This window comes from Stenotrophomonas sp. 89682_Sma, assembly GCF_056481405.1.
Genome location: NZ_CM151147.1, coordinates 4,405,443 through 4,420,471 on the forward strand (window position 1 = coordinate 4,405,443; position 15,029 = coordinate 4,420,471).

General features: G+C 66.5%; 13 protein-coding genes. 8 read left to right on the top strand and 5 right to left on the bottom strand.

Annotated features, from left to right (window positions below; translation table 11 throughout):
• Positions 1-234: 234 nt before the first annotated feature.
• The gene (locus tag ACZK29_RS20340; protein WP_459047298.1) at positions 235-2,340 is read left to right on the top strand and encodes a phosphoglycerol transferase I; all 2,106 of its coding nucleotides are present in this window, start codon (positions 235-237) and stop codon (positions 2,338-2,340) included.
• Positions 2,341-2,892: 552 nt separating this feature from the next.
• Here the strand turns inward: ACZK29_RS20340 and ACZK29_RS20345 are convergent.
• Complete coding sequence (locus ACZK29_RS20345; protein ID WP_478446415.1) at positions 2,893-5,322, bottom strand: DUF3772 domain-containing protein; 2,430 nt, start codon at positions 5,320-5,322, stop codon at positions 2,893-2,895.
• A gap of 515 nt (positions 5,323-5,837) precedes the next feature.
• The gene (locus ACZK29_RS20350) at positions 5,838-6,086 is read right to left on the bottom strand and encodes a hypothetical protein (RefSeq protein WP_006474562.1); all 249 of its coding nucleotides are present in this window, start codon (positions 6,084-6,086) and stop codon (positions 5,838-5,840) included.
• Between the two features lie 182 nt (positions 6,087-6,268).
• Here ACZK29_RS20350 and ACZK29_RS20355 point away from each other — a divergent pair, with 182 nt between their 5' ends.
• From ACZK29_RS20355 to ACZK29_RS20365, 3 genes are all read left to right on the top strand, one after another.
• Positions 6,269-6,763 carry a lipocalin family protein gene (locus ACZK29_RS20355; RefSeq protein WP_049460278.1) on the top strand — a complete coding sequence of 165 codons (495 nt, stop codon included), beginning with the start codon at positions 6,269-6,271 and terminating at the stop codon, positions 6,761-6,763.
• A 13-nt stretch (positions 6,764-6,776) separates the two neighbouring features.
• Positions 6,777-7,985, top strand: coding sequence for an NAD(P)/FAD-dependent oxidoreductase (locus ACZK29_RS20360; RefSeq protein ID WP_478446416.1), 1,209 nt, complete (start codon positions 6,777-6,779; stop codon positions 7,983-7,985).
• Positions 7,986-8,111: 126 nt separating this feature from the next.
• On the top strand, positions 8,112-8,594 hold the full coding sequence (locus ACZK29_RS20365; protein WP_043034272.1) for a hypothetical protein: 483 nt from the start codon (positions 8,112-8,114) through the stop codon (positions 8,592-8,594).
• A gap of 129 nt (positions 8,595-8,723) precedes the next feature.
• Here ACZK29_RS20365 and ACZK29_RS20370 read toward each other — a convergent pair whose 3' ends face one another.
• On the bottom strand, positions 8,724-9,158 hold the full coding sequence (locus ACZK29_RS20370) for a PepSY domain-containing protein (protein WP_043034271.1): 435 nt from the start codon (positions 9,156-9,158) through the stop codon (positions 8,724-8,726).
• A 151-nt stretch (positions 9,159-9,309) separates the two neighbouring features.
• On the opposite strand from ACZK29_RS20370, the gene ACZK29_RS20375 reads away from it, so the two are divergent.
• The 4 genes from ACZK29_RS20375 to ACZK29_RS20390 all read left to right on the top strand — a co-directional run bounded on the left by ACZK29_RS20375 (position 9,310) and on the right by ACZK29_RS20390 (position 12,705).
• Positions 9,310-9,600: a PepSY domain-containing protein gene (locus tag ACZK29_RS20375; RefSeq protein ID WP_478446417.1), complete on the top strand. Its 291-nt coding sequence runs from the start codon at positions 9,310-9,312 to the stop codon at positions 9,598-9,600.
• On the top strand, positions 9,600-10,259 hold the full coding sequence (locus ACZK29_RS20380) for a response regulator transcription factor (RefSeq protein WP_478446418.1): 660 nt from the start codon (positions 9,600-9,602) through the stop codon (positions 10,257-10,259). Before ACZK29_RS20375 ends, ACZK29_RS20380 begins: the two co-directional genes overlap by 1 nt.
• Entirely contained in the window at positions 10,256-11,575 is a 1,320-nt protein-coding gene (locus tag ACZK29_RS20385) for a sensor histidine kinase (RefSeq protein ID WP_111202482.1), read from the top strand. The genes ACZK29_RS20380 and ACZK29_RS20385 overlap by 4 nt, the downstream gene beginning before the upstream one ends.
• A gap of 185 nt (positions 11,576-11,760) precedes the next feature.
• Positions 11,761-12,705 (top strand): IS481-like element ISStma3 family transposase, encoded by a 945-nt coding sequence (locus ACZK29_RS20390; protein ID WP_478446312.1) that lies wholly within the window; start codon positions 11,761-11,763, stop codon positions 12,703-12,705.
• Between the two features lie 39 nt (positions 12,706-12,744).
• On the opposite strand, the gene ACZK29_RS20395 is transcribed toward ACZK29_RS20390, so the two are convergent.
• Complete coding sequence (locus ACZK29_RS20395; protein ID WP_111202459.1) at positions 12,745-13,065, bottom strand: DUF6122 family protein; 321 nt, start codon at positions 13,063-13,065, stop codon at positions 12,745-12,747.
• 44 nt (positions 13,066-13,109) lie between these two features.
• Entirely contained in the window at positions 13,110-14,999 is a 1,890-nt protein-coding gene (gene speA, locus ACZK29_RS20400) for an arginine decarboxylase (RefSeq protein ID WP_012512349.1), read from the bottom strand.
• Positions 15,000-15,029 lie beyond the last annotated feature (30 nt).

Below are 15,029 nucleotides of genomic sequence, written 5' to 3' on the forward strand. Positions count from 1 at the left end.
AAAACACGCGTATTCATGCGGTTTTTAATGCAATCCAACGGAGCCTTTCACGCTCGTTTTACCTTCTGAGAGCGATTTCGCGCGCGTCATTTCAACAAACATTTCAGTCAGGTTCGTGCATGCACTATCGGGTCATCGGCCTGTCACATGCATGTGCTTGCGGCAGCGCCGGTCGGATGGACACGCGTCGGTACGACGTCCATCACCACCACCCCGTCACTGCCGAAGCTGCCCATGCTCTGGATACTGCTGTTGTCGTTGTTGCTGCTGTGCTGGTTGTTCCTCGCGTCCGAGAAATGGGTGTGGTGGAAGGCCAGTGCGTTCTCGCTGCTGCTGCTCACGCTCAGCGCATGGTGGCTGATCGACAAGCTGTCCGGTGATGGGCTCAACGCCGCAACCCTGTACCACCTCGGCGCCGACATGGAAGGCGCCGGTGTCTCCGACTTCAAGGGCTACATCGCCGGCTTCATCGTGCTGGCACTGGTCTCGCTGCTGCCGCTGTTCGCCACGCGGGTGAAGCGCTGGCGCCGGCCCGGCCACGGTGGCGCGTTGTTCGCCGGTTTCGCGGCCGTGTGGGTGGCCACGATCATGATCAGCCCACTGGCCCGCGACGGCCAGCGCCTCTACCAGCAGCTGCGCCCGGTCGACTTCGCGCGCATCGCCCCCGAGTACCAGGTGCCGACGCAGCCGTTGCAGCGTCCGCGCAACATCGTCTGGATCTACGGCGAGAGCCTGGAGCGCACCTACCTGGACGAGAACGTGTTCCCGGGCCTGATGCCCAACCTCAACCGCCTGGCGTCCGAGTCGCTGGACGTGCGCAACCTGGCCTCGGCCGAGGGCAGCGGCTGGACCATCGCCGGCCTGGTGTCGTCGATGTGCGGCGTACCGCTGACCACCTCGCAGGGCGACGAGAACAGCATGGACCGCATGGGCAGTTTCCTGCCCAAGGCGGTGTGCCTGGGTGATTACCTGAAGCAGCAGGGCTACACCAACCATTACCTCGGTGGCGCCAACGGCCAGTTCGCCGGCAAGGGCCAGTTCCTGGCCAGCCACGGCTTCGATGAAGTGCATGACCTGGCCTGGTTTAAGCAGCAGAAGAAGATCGGCCGCATCCATTACTCGGCCTGGGGCGTGCACGATGACGTGCTGCTGGATACCGCCTACCAGCGCTTCGAACAGCTCTCGCGCGCCGGTGCGCCCTTCATGCTGACCACGCTGACCATGGACACCCACCACCCTGCCGGGCACCTGCCGGTCTCGTGCAAGGGCGAGCGCTACCAGAGCCAGTACGGCAACATCGGCCTGCTCAACGCGCTCAAGTGCAGCGACCGGCTGATCTCGCAGCTGGTCGAACGCATCCAGGCCAGCCCTTACGGCAAGGACACGCTGATCGTGATCGCCTCCGACCACCTTGCGATGCCCAACGATCTGACCCACATCCTGGCCCGGCAGAAGCGCGAGAACCTGCTGCTGTTCCTGGGCGATGGCATTGCGCCGCAGCAGCTCAGCGCCGACGCCGGCACCACCCTGGATTCGGGGGCGACCCTGCTCAGCCTGCTGGACCCGAACCTGAAGACGATGGGCTTTGGCCGTTCACTGATCGATGCCCAGCGCGCGCCCAGCGCCAGCGTGGCCGCGCGACGCGACGAGGGCCGCGACTACCCGCAGTACCTGGCCTTCGGCCGCTCGCTGTGGCTGGGTGAGCCGACCCGCGAGCTGAAGATCGACGGCGACGACCAGGTGGTGGTCGGCCTGCAGCACGTGCAGCCGCCGGTACTGCTGGAGTACGACAAGGACTGGGGGTTGAAGTCGGTGTACCTGGAAAACACCTCGCGCCAGTTCGATGATGCCAACCCGGACAACACCCTGGCCTATGTCGATCGCTGCACCGCGTTCGAGGATGGCTCGGCCGACGGGGACTGGTGCGCCCTGCTGGTCAACCGTGACAACGGCATCAAGCTGTACCGCGACAACGACCTGCGTGGCGGCATCGCGGTGGATGCACCGCTGGACGCCTTCCAGGGCCCGCGCCCGAGCGTGCGCCAGGCGCACATGATCACGCAGAAAGGCCGCCGCACCCGTGCCGGCCAGTACATGCTGCAGCTGGTGGCGAGCACGCGCCCGGATCGCGGCTTCTGGATCGAGGCGGTGTCATCGCAGCGCAAGGTGGTGCTGGCCCAGCAGTGGGTGCAGCCCGACGCCAACGGCAAGATCAACCTCTCGTTCGGGCTGGACCACGAGGTGGATGATCTGGAGATCCGCGCGTGGTTGAACCATGCCGAGAAGCTGGCGGTGGATACGTTCGCACTGGTGCCCTCGCGCAGCCGACCGCGAGGGTAGGGTTCTTTGCAGGGCTGCGCCCTGCACCCGTGGTAGTGCCGGCCGCTGGCCGGCAACCTCAGAAGCAACGGCAACAGCGTGCATTCCGTGGTTGGGCGGGGCGGTGTCGGAGTGCGGGGACGCCGTAGATCCGTCCCTGGAGGCTTGGCAGCCGCATCCATGCGGCTGACACCCCGCACTCCGGCACCGCCCCACCTCTGACAGATTCCCAGCGTCTGGTAGATCCACGCCATGCGTGGATGAATCTCCATCGAAATCGAATATTTCGACAATTGATCGAAGAACATCCACGCATGGCGTGGATCTACGTGTCGACCAAGGTCGACACCCACCAAGAGCACGCCATGTCATTCCGAAAGATTGCGGGAAACTGTCGAAGGCGGGGTGGATCCGGTTGCGGGAGTGTCAGCCGCATGGATGCGGCTGCCAAGCCTCCACGGACGGATTCACGGCGTCTCCCGCAACCGGACCCACCCCGCCAAACCCCGAATTGCACGCTGTTGCCGTTGCTTCGGCTCGTAGCGGGTGCAGGGCGCAGCCCTGTAAAGCCCCCTACTCCTGCGGATCGCGGGTGATGTGGATGTCGGTCGGCGTCGACAGCGGGATGTTCCGCTCGGCCAGGATCTGCAGCAGGCTGAAGTACAGATCGCTGCGGGTGGCATACACCTGCCGGGGGCTGGCCACGTACGCAAAGCTGTTGATGGTGATCTGGCCACCGGCAATGCTGTCGATGTAGACCGTCGGCGCCGGCTGCTTCAGCACGTTGGTGTGCGCGGTGTACGCATCCAGCAGCGCCTGCCGCAGGTTGCCGACATCGGTGCTGGGCGGCACCGCGAACTGGATCTGGATGCGGCCCTGGTTGTTGCCCATCGTCATGTTGCGCACGGTCTTGGTGACCAGCTCGGAGTTGGGCACGATCAGCGTCGACTTGTCGCCCACCTGGATCTCGGTCGATCGCAGGCTGATGCGGCGGATGTCGCCTTCCTGGTCACCCAGCTTCACCCAGTCGCCGATCTTCACCGGGCGCTCGGCCAGCAGGATCAGGCCGGAAACAAAGTTCTGGGTGATCACCTGCAGGCCGAAGCCGATACCCACCGACAGCGCGCTGACCAGCAATGCCAGCTTGCTCAGCTGCAAGCCCATCGCGCTCAGCGCCCAGATCACCGCGATGATGATGCCCACATAGCGGGCAACCGTACTCACCGAATTACGTGCGCCCAGGTCCAGTTCGGTCTTGGGCAGGTAGGTGTCGGTCAGCCAGCGCTGCACCAGCTGGGTGACCGCCAGGCCGGCCAGCAGCACCAGCACGGCCAGCACGATGCGCACCGGCTCCAGCTTGGTTCCGCCGATATCGAACCCAGAAGTGAACAGCGACGAGAACCGCTCGACCACTGCGCCGATGTTGCCGAATGGCGCCACCAGGGCCAGCAGCGCGATCAGTACGACGATGGTGCGCAGTGCTGCCGACAGCAGCACGCCGGCCTGCTCCAGCCGCGATACGCTCAGCCCGGTGCTGAGCAGGATGGTCTGGCCGACCTTGCTGTCGGCGTTGAGCATCCAGGTGCTCAGGTCATCGACGAACTTGAACAGCAGCGTCGCCGCCAGCACCACGATGCTGCCGCCGATCAGCTGCTGGTTCACGAACTTGGCGAAATTCAGATAGCCCAGCAGCGTGGCGATGATCGCTGCCACCACCGCGATGTTGCCTGCCACGCGCGCCAGCACCAGCCAGCTGCTGCGGCGCACCGGCGTACTCGGGCCCTGCCCGTCGGCCTGCGCTTCCAGCTTGGCTTCGGCCTCGGCGGTCTGCCGCCGGTGCAGGCGCGCCAGCGTCACCAGCATGGCCATGATCAGGCCGAGGTAGGTCAGTGCAATCAGGCCATCCAGCGCCACGGTGGTCACATCGCTGGTGCGCGTGGCCTGGTCGATCGCCACAAGTACCGTGCTCAGCCAGGCCAGCGCCGCCGCGCCCCAGGCGTACTTGCGCAGCTTCAGCGCGGCCGTGTCGTCCAGGTTCAACAGCCGCCATGACGGACGCTTGGGCACCAGCAGGCAGGCGCTGAGCGCTGCAATGAAGGCCGCCCGGAAGGTGGCAGTCTCCAGGCCGTCGGCCACCACCTGCAGGCGCGGCGCGATCGCATCGATGGCATCCAGCGCCGCCATCAGTACCACCACGGCATAACCTGGCAGCAACGTGCCTACCAGCAGCAGCCACATGGCCAGGCCGGACCGGCGCAGTCGACCATCGGGCGCGCGCTCGGACGCGGCAAAGCGGCGTCCCAGACTGCGCAGCCACAGCCGCAGCGGGAACATCATCACCAGCGCGGCCACCAGGCCCAGCAAGGGCGTGCCCCAGCCATTGGTGCGGATACCGGCGACCAGCGCATCGCGGCCCTGCTCGGCCAGCGGCGCAACGCGCGCGATATCGATCGGCAGGCGCTCGGCCACCTTGCTCCACAATGCAGGCGACAACGGCGAGGCGACCTTCTGGCCCAGCTCCTCGGTGCGTTGCGCGGTGCGCTGCTGGTCGATGTCGGTCGCCAGCTGCTGGGCACGCACGGCACTGGCCTTGGCCTGCGCTACCGACGCGGCCAGGCCATCGCGCTGTTTGGTGATGGTGCGTCGTTGCGCTGCCAGTTCCGGCGGCTCGGTCGTGCCTTCCGCAGGCGTGCCCAGCTGCGCCAACTGTTCGTCGAGGCGATCCTTTTGCGGCTGCAGCGCCTTTTCCAACGCCTCGGCGTCACGCCGGGCCTTCGAAGCGTCCTCGGACAGCATGGCCAATGTTTCGATGGCCGCGGCATCGCCACGCTTGCGGTCGACTTCCTTCAGCTTCGCATCGATATCCGCCAGCTGCTGCTTCGGCGTGGGGTCCTCATCCTGTGCCAGCACCGGTGCGGACAGCAGGAAGGCAGTGCACAGCAGCAGGGCCAGCCAGGGCCCCCGTGCACGGATCGATCGCAGGAAAGAAGACACGCCAGCCACACCGTTTCGCGCGGACCACCGCGCCTGCGCGCGACTATACGGCACAGACGGTAAAGGCCGGATGGTGGCGCGGAGGACTACACCAGCGTGGATGGGGGCTTCGACGGGTTGATGGCGGCGGGTTGATGGCGGCGGGGTGATGGCGGCGGGATGATGCCGCTGGGTGATGACGGCCTGGCGATTGCGGCGAGGTGATCGTGGCCGGGCGAATCGACTGGGTAGAGTCGACTGTCAGTCGACTATCGCGCGCAGCGCGGGCTTTGCACAGCTTCCAGCGAAGAGCAGTCGACTAACAGTCGACTCTACCCCGTCGGTTTGCCCCGTCGGTTTGCCCCGTCGGTTTGCCCCGTCGATTTGCCCCGTCGGTTTGCCCCGTCGATTTGCCCCGTCGATTTGCCCCATCGGTTTGCCCCATCAATTTGCCCCGCCGTTCATCCCGTCGGTTTATCCCGTCGATTCGCCCGGTCGATTCGCCCAGCCCACGTTCCGCGCGCCCGCACGCCACGCCGGCGGAATCAGTACTTCAGCCGCAGCTCTTCCACCGTCGGCTGCTGCAGCGCGTACCAGTCCTGGAACTCTTCCTCGGTGATCTCATCGGGCGCATACACCGCCACCGGGTGCCAGTCGTGGTCGGTCGGCAGCGGCTGGCGCGGGCCGGCACGCAGGCTGTAGCTGACGCCCTCGTAGTCGACCAGGTCATCAACCTGCGGCCACTGCTCGCGTGCGAACGCGGATTCACTCTTCAACAGGATCACCTGGTACATCGGCACCTCCACTTCGGTTGGATCAGGAAAACACGGCGCTGGCGGCAGCATACCGCCGCACCGGTGACAACGGGCACGCCGCAGCGGCGACGGAACGTTCTGGACACGGCCATCGCCCCGGCTTCACCCGTCCATGGCAAGGCCATCGGCATCGTGGAGGCCCACCCCTGCCACGACTGCCGATGACCGACCACCCGCCGCTGAAGACCGTCGCCGGCCTCAAGCTGCCCCGCTATCTGGGCACCTGGTACGAGATCGCACGCCTGCCGATGCGCCACGAGCCGGAGGGCTGCACCGACGTGTCGGCGCACTACACCCTGCTCGACAACGGCAACGTCGGCGTCACCAACCGCTGCCGCATGGACGGCGAGGTCGAGGAAGCCAGCGGCGAAGCCTGCGCCGTGGACAACGACAGCGCGCGGCTGGAGGTCAGCTTCCTGCCCAAGGGCCTGCGCTGGCTGCCGTTCGCCAAGGGCGACTACTGGGTGATCCAGGTCGCCCCGGACTACAGCGTCGCGCTGGTCGGCAGCCCGGACCGCAAGTACCTGTGGCTGCTGGCGCGAGAGCCGCGTCTGGACGCCACCGTGCAGGACCATTATCTGGCGACCGCGCGCCTGCAGGGCTTCGATCTGTCCGAACTGATCCACACCCCGCACACCGGTCGCCCCACAGCTTGAGCCGCGCGCGCCCATGGACCTGAAAAGTGGCTACCCGTGGTGGGCGGTGCGCAACGGCCTGATCCACGCCTTCCCACCGCTGGAAAAGGACCTGCGCTGCGACGTGCTGGTGGTGGGCGGTGGCATCACCGGCGCACTGATCGCCGACGAGCTTTCCGCCCACGGCCACGAGGTGGCGGTCATCGAGCAGCGCGACATCGGCTGGGGCAGCACGGCTGCCAGCACTGCGCTGCTGCAGTACGAGATCGATACCCATCTGCTGGAACTGGCCCAGCGCTATGGCCAGGACGCCGCTGCGCTGGCCTACCTCGCCTGTGCCGAGGCCATTCCTGCGCTGGGCGACGTGGCGCGCGGCCTGAAGGACGTCGATTTCCAGCGGATGGACAGCCTGTACCTGGCCAGCCGCCATCGCGACGTGCCGCGCCTGATGGCCGAGGGCGATGCCCGTCGCGGCATCGGCCTGGATGCCCGCTGGCTGGGCCCGGAGGAACTGCGGGAACGTTTCGACGTTGAGGCCGGCGGCGCCCTGCTGACCCGGCAGGCGGCCCGGGTTGATCCGTATCGGCTGACCTATGCGCTGCTGCAGCGCCTGCGTCGGCGCGGCGGCCATGTGCATGACCGCACCGTACTGCACAGCCTCGATGCTACCGCGCGCGGGGTGACCGCCCGTACCGAAGCCGGTGCCACCGTCCGCGCACGCCACGTGGTGCTGGCCATGGGCTATGCCAACCAGCGCTGGCTCAAGCAACGGGTCGCACGCAACCGCAGCAGCTACGCCTTCATCACCGATCCCATCGATGCGGACGTGCTTGGCCGGCTGCGCAACACGATGGTGTGGGAAAGCGCGCGCCCCTACCTGTACCTGCGCGCCACCGGCGACCTTCGCCTGCTGGTTGGCGGGCTGGACGACGCCATCGACATCCCCGCCCGCCGCGACCGGCGCGTGCAGCGCAAGGCCGACCAGCTGATGAAACAGCTGCTGCGCTGGTTCCCACGGCTGAACCCGGTGCCGGCGTTCTCCTGGGGCGGTACCTTCGCCGAGACCGCTGATGGCCTGCCGTTCTTTGGCCCGCACGAACAATGGGGCCCACGGGTGCACTTCGCCATGGCCTACGGCGGCAACGGCATCACCTATTCGATGATCGGCGCGCAACTGCTGCGGGCCCGGATCGAGCGGCGCACGCATCCACTGGCGGGGCTGTTCGGGTTCGGGCGGTTGTGACCTGCAGCCAGGCATGGCCTGGCTCTACCCCAATCCGGTGCCGACAGGCATCATTCAAGCAGCCCCTGCTAGCGTCGGCCTGTACCGCCGCGTGTTGCGTGGCCACCTGTCCGCTGGAGCGCCGTCATGATCCGCCCCCTGACCCTGCTGCTGTGCCTGGCTCTGCCGGGAACCGTACTGGCCCAGTCTGCCGCCGGCGCCACCGCGCCGCAGGCCGCCGGCCTGGACCTGACGCTGCCGCAGGCGCCGATGCGCTACCTCAACGATGCGAGCCTGAAACAGGATCCGCCGGGCACGTACTACGGTGACAAGAGCGGTCCGCGCGTGCACGACGACGCGAAGATTGCCGACGTCACCGACGACAAGGTCAAGGTGTCCGGCAGCTTCACCACCGGCATCGGCTATTCCAAGAATGGCGGCAACAGCCACTACAACGCCGCCACGCTGAACCTGAGCAAGAACTACACCACCGATGAGGGCAAGACCCACGGGGTCAACGTCAACATCCACGTGAGCGAGGGCAAGGGCCCGGGCTTCTTCGGCCCGTATGGTGGCTACTACGGCCGCGGGCCGGGCTACTGGGACTACCCGCCGCCGTTCGGCTGGTAAGGGCTGGCACCCGCGCCTGGGCCGACCAAGGTCGGCCACTACCGGTGCCTATGCCCGGTAGGTGTCGACCTTGGTCGACACGCTTCTTCCCCGTATGCCGACCAAGGTCGGCATCTACCGGATCTGGAATCAATCCAGCCAGCCATCGCGCTCGCTGTGCAGGATGCGGCCGTCATAACCGCTCAGGCGCACTTCCACCTTCTGGTTGCGGGCATTGCGCGCTTCCAGCGACCAGGTGGCACCATCGCGTTCCAGCGAATGGATCTCGCGCAGGCCATGTGCCTGTGCCCGTGCCAGCACCTGCTCGGTGGTCAGCAGCGCGCGCCCGTTGTGCTCGTCGAAGATCTCGCCGGTCTTCGGGTCCACGTAGACCTCGCTGAAGCGGCCATCGGCGCGGCTCACGTCCGCTTCCCACAGGCTGTCATCACGCTCGATCTCGTGGATCTGGGTGTAACCGGCCTTGCGCAGGGTCTGTTCAACCTGGGCCATGCCCAGCGGTGCGGCCTGAGCGGCCGGTACGATGGCCAGGGCGGCGACGGTGGCGAGGGCAAGCGACTTCAACATGGGGATTCTCCTGTTCGTGTTCATGGCCGGACCATCCCGGCAACGCCACAATGCACCCCGTGGTTAACAGCGCCTTAGCCGCCACTGTTAGCCAGCTGTTAGTCACCCCCGCCACACTCCCCCCTGTTCCTACAGCCCGCCCTGTGCACCGATGCTCTCCACCCTGCCCCTGCTGCTGGCCCTGGCCAGCGCCCCGACCGCCGCCGCGTCCGTACAGGACCCGGCGCAGCAGGTCGCGCGCCGCGCGGTGCAGCAGGGCCGCTACGTGCCATTGGAAAGCGTGGTGCGCGATGCACTCAAGCGCTACCCCGGCCAGCTGCTGGAAGTGGAGCTGGACGACGGCGTCTACGAAGTGGAGATCCTGCGCGGCGACGGCGTGGTGGTGGAGCTGGACTATGATGCGCGCAGCGGAAAGCTGCTGAAGACGGAGCTGGACGACTGATGCGCATCCTGTTGGCCGAAGACGATGCCGCGCTGGCGCAGCGCCTGATGCCCCTGCTGGAGCAGGCCGGCTACGTGGTGCACCAGGTTGCCGACGGCCGACAGGCCGAGGAAATCGGCCAGATCGAGGACCTGCAGGCGGCCATCGTTGACCTGGGCCTGCCCGGCCTGGACGGACTGAGTGTGATCGAGCGCTGGCGCGGCAATGGCCGCACCTTCCCGGTTCTGGTGCTGACCGCGCGCGGGCGCTGGCACGACAAGCTGGCCGGCTTCGACGCAGGCGCCGACGACTACCTGACCAAACCGTTCCAGGCCGACGAGCTGGTACTGCGGCTGCGCGCCCTGATCCGCCGCAGCCATGGCCACGCCAGCCCGCGCCTGCACTGCGGGCCGCTGCAGCTGGACGTCAACGCCGGTCGCTTCGAACTGGACGGACAGCCGCTGGCGCTGAGCCCGCAGGAGTTCCGCCTGCTCAGTTACTTCATCCACCACAGCGGCCAGGTGATCGGCCGTGATCGCCTGGGTGAACAGGTGTTCGAGGGCGGGCTGGATCCCGACTCCAACGCGCTGGATGTGCTGCTGGGGCGCGTGCGCCGCAAGCTCGGTACCGAACTGATCCAGACCGTGCGCGGCCAGGGTTGGCGGCTGGCGGTGCCGTGACGCGGCAGCCCTCGCTGCGGCGGCGCCTGCTGCTGGCCGGTGGCGTCGGCCTGCTGTTGGTCTCGTTGCTGGCCAGTGCGCTGCTGGGCGAACTGTTCAAGCGCAGCGCGCGTGATCGGCTGGACCACGAACTGCAGCAGGACATGCTGACCCTGGTCGCGCAGATGGAAGTCACCCCCGACAACCAGCTGCAGCTGCGCCAGGAACCGAATGACGCGCGCTTCCAGCGGGTGTTCTCCGGTGCGTACTGGCAGATCGCCGGTGCCGACGGCCGCGTGCTGCTGCAGTCGCGCTCGCTTTGGGATGAAACCCTGCCGGCGCCGGCTGCCGGGCCGGCCACGCGCAATCTGCCCGGACCGATGCAGCAATCCCTTCGCGCACGCGTGCAGCAGGTGCGCCTGCCACGTGCCAGCGAACCGTTCGTGGCCGTGGTCGCCACCGACCGCAGCGCGCTGGATGCCGATGTCGCCGCGTTCCGTCAGCGCACCGCCATTGCGCTGGGTGTGCTGGTTGCGGCGTGGCTGGCGGTGCTGGCCAGCCAGGTGCACTTCGGCCTGCGCCCGCTGCATCGCCTCGGTGCACAGCTGGAACGGGTGCGGCGCGGTGATGCGCAGCGCATCGAGACGCGCGGTTTGGGCGCGGAAGTCGCCCCCCTGGGTGAAGAACTCAACGCACTGCTGGAGCATCAGCAGCGCATGGTCGCGCGGGCACGCACCAGTGCACAGGATCTGGCGCATGCATTGAAAACTCCGCTGAGCGTGCTGGCTACCGAGGCCGACGGCGACGGTGCGCATTGGCGTGACACTGTGCGCGAACAAAGTGCGCGCATGCAGGCCAGCGTCGACCGCTACCTGGCTGCCGGACTGGCCGCCGACCATCGCCAACGCACCGACGTGGCGACTGTCGCGCAGGCGCTGTGCCGGTTGATGGCACGCGTGCATGGCGAGCGCGGCATTGCGTTCACGGCGGAAGGCATCAATCCGGTATTGCAGTTCGCCGGTGCCAGTGCGGATCTGGAAGAGATGCTGGGCAATCTGCTGGACAACGCCGGGCGATGGGCACGGCAGCAGGTCAGCGTCGGCGCTGACATCCATGAAGGGCAGCTGCGCATAGACGTGCGTGACGACGGCCCCGGTCTTGCGGCAGAGGCGCTGGCGCGGGTGGTGCAGCGTGGCGTGCGTCTGGATGAGCGCGAGGGCAGCAGTGGGCTGGGGTTGGCGATCGTGGGCGATATCGCCGCCAGCTACGGCGGGCGGTTGGCGTTGGAGAATTCGCAGCCCGGCCTGCGCGCAACGTTGTGGTTGCCGGTGGGGTGACTCGTCAACGCTGGAACGCCAGGCCGGTAGAGTCGACTGTTAGTCGACTGCTCTTGGCTGCGGTGCCGGGAAATCCCGCGCTGCGCGCGAAAGTCGACTAACTGTGATCTCTCTGTACGTTGTTCATCCGGGACATCTTTGGAAAATGGTGGTTACCACACCGTTCCAGCCCCCAAAGAGCCCGGATGAACAATCATAAAAATGCCCGTTTGACGACGTTTAGTCGAGCGCTTCTGGTCCACCGTATCCTCCACGAGGGCTTACGCCCGGAAGAAGCAGCTCAAGCGTGTGGCGTAAGTGTGCGTACGGCCTACAAGTGGCTGGCCCGATTCCGCCAGTTCGGGGCACCGGGGCTGGAAAACCGCAGCTCACGGCCTCACCAGACGCCGCATGCCACACCTGCTCCGGTAGTCGAGCAGATCAAGGAGCATCGCCGTAAGCGGCAGACCTACCTGACCATCTCCAAGGCGCTGGGGGTCGGCCACAGTACGATTTCAAGGCTGATGCGCGCCCACGGCCTCAATCGGCTGTGTCGGCTTGATCCGCCCAAGGAGGTCATCCGATACGAATACGATCAGCCCGGAGGGCTGCTGCACCTGGACATCAAGAAGCTGGGCAACTTCCAGCGGCCAGGGCACAGAACCGATGCCAAACGCCGGGGAAATACCGCTGGCGGTGGCTGGGGCTACGTCCACGTGGCCATTGACGATCACTCCCGGGTCGCCTTCAGCAGCGTCCACCCCAACGAACAGGGCGAAACCGCCTGCCAGGCGTTGCTGGGCGCTCTGGAGTACTACGCCAGCCTGGGAATCACCTTCAAGCGGATCCTGACCGACAACGGTGCCTGCTATCGCTCCACCGCCTTTGCCAAGCTGCTCAAATCCCTTGGGATCAAGCACATCAGAACCAAGCCCTACACGCCGCGGACCAATGGCAAAGCCGAGCGCTTCATCCAGACCAGCCTGCGCGAGTGGGCTTACGCCTGCGAGTACGCATCCTCGGACCAGCGCAATTCCGTGTTGAGCCAATGGCTGCACCACTACAACTGGCACCGTCCCCATATGGCGATCGGCGGCCAGCCACCTATCTCCAGAGTGCCGCTGAACAACGTAGTGGGTTTACACAACTAACAGTCGACTCTACCGCCTTCGCCGGGCATTTCAGTTCCATCAGCGGTGATGCATCCACCAGCAATCAATCGCGTCCAGCACGATGTGAATCATCAAACCGATGCCGAACAACCGCGTTTTCTTCGGCACGCACAGCCCCGCGTAGACCGCGATGGCCGGGGCAGTATGCAGCGGGTGGAAACCGATGCTGCAGCGGTCGGGCGCGTAGATCGGATCGGCCAGCAGATGGTCCAGATCGATGATCCAGCCCAGCAGCATCAGCAACCAGGCCGAGGCAAAGCGCTTGCGCCAGAACAGCCATGCCAGCAGGGCTGGCACGGCGGCATGCAGGAACAGGTGGAAGATCGCGCGCGCGCTCATCGGGACCGGTAGCGCCGGGCCTATGCCCGGCGTTCCCGTTTACCTCAGACCAGCGGTTCGTCGGACAGGTAGGTGTAGCCAGTCAGGCCGGCTTCCAGCGCTTCGGACAGCTCCTGCGCACGTTCCGGCGACAGCTGCGCCTCGGCCACGCGCTGCGCATAGGTCGCACGCAGCTCATCCAGGCGGTAGCCCACGTAGTCCAGCATCACGTCGGTGGTGTCGCCGCGGCGCTGCTGGGTAATGGCGTAGCCATCGGCATCGGCCAGCACTTCCACCGCGTCGGTATCGCCGAACAGGTTGTGGATGTCGCCCAGGATTTCCTGGTAGGCGCCGACCATGAAGAAACCGATGCGGTAGCTCTCGCCCGGCTTCATCTTGTGCAGCGGCAGCGAGCTGTCCAGGCTCTCGTTCTCGACGTAGGTTTCCACCATGCCGTCCGAGTCGCAGGTCATGTCGGCGATGATGCCGCGGCGGTCCGGGGTTTCGTCCAGGCGCTCGATCGGCACGATCGGGAACACCTGGTCGATCGCCCACACGTCCGGGATCGATTCGAACACGCTGAAGTTGACGAAGTACTTGTCGACCAGGCGCTCGTTCAGTTCGTCCAGCACCGGGCGGTGGCTCTTCTCGTCGTAGCTCAGGCGCGCACGCACGCCGTGGGCGATGGCGTAGAACAGGTCGTCGATGCGCGCACGCTGCGGCAGGTCGATCTGGCCCAGCGCGTAGCTGGCCAGGCCTTCGGCATGGAAATGCTGCGCTTCCTGGAACAGTTCCACCGCCGGGCGCACGTCCAGCTCGTCGTGGATCTCGCGCAGGTGGCGGATCGCCGCCGGCTCATCGTCGTGCTGGTCCGGCACGCGGCCTTCCTGCGCTTCTTCCACTTCCGACACGTTGGCGATCAGTACCGCGTGGTGCGCGGTCATCGCGCGGCCGCACTCGGTCACGATGCGCGGCGGGGTCAGGCCGAACTCTTCGCAGGCGTTGGCCAGCGGCTGCACGATGTTGCTGGCGTAGGAATGCAGGCCGTAGTTGATCGAGCAGAAGCTGCGCGAACGGGTGCCTTCGTAGTCCACGCCCAGGCCACCACCCACGTCGACGTGGGTGATCTTCGCGCCCAGGCGCGACAGCTCCACGAAGTAGCGGGTGGCTTCGCGCATGCCGTTGGCGATGTCGCGCACGTTGGAGATCTGCGAGCCCATGTGGAAGTGCAGCAGGTTCAGGCAGTCGGCGTACTCGGTGTCACGCAGCGACTTCCACAGGTCCAGCAGCTGGCGCGGCGACAGGCCGAACTTGGCCTTGTCGCCACCGCTGTTCTGCCACTTGCCGGCGCCCAGCGAGGCCAGGCGCATGCGTACGCCCAGACCCGGCTTCACGTCCAGCGCCTTGGACTCTTCCAGCACCAGCTTCAGCTCGGACGGCTTCTCGATGACGATGAAGGTCTGCAGGCCCAGCTTGCGGCCGATCAGGGCCAGGCGGATGTACTCGCGGTCCTTGTAGCCGTTGCAGACGATCAGCCCGCCCGGGCGCGACAGCGCCAGCACGGCCATCAGCTCGGGCTTGCTGCCCGCTTCCAGACCGAAGCCCTCGCCGTGGTGGCTGGCCAGGGTGCCGGCCACGCCGCGGGTCTGGTTGACCTTGATCGGGTACACGGCGGTGTAGCCGCCGCTGTACTCCCAGTCCTGCTGGGCCTGGCCGAAGGCCGCCTGCAGCTTGCCCAGGCGCTGGCCGAGGATGTCCGGGAAGCGCACCAGCAGCGGCAGCTTGGCACCGGCCGCGCGCGCAGCATCGACCACCTTGGGCAGCGACACCACCGGGCCGTCCGCCCCGGTCGGTCTCACCACCATGTGCCCGGCCTGATCCACGTCGAAGTAACCGTCCGCCCAATGCGGGATCGAGTAGGTCTTGCGGGCTTGGTCGAGGGACCAATCGGTCATTTCAGTCGGCCTTGTTGGCAATAAAAGGGG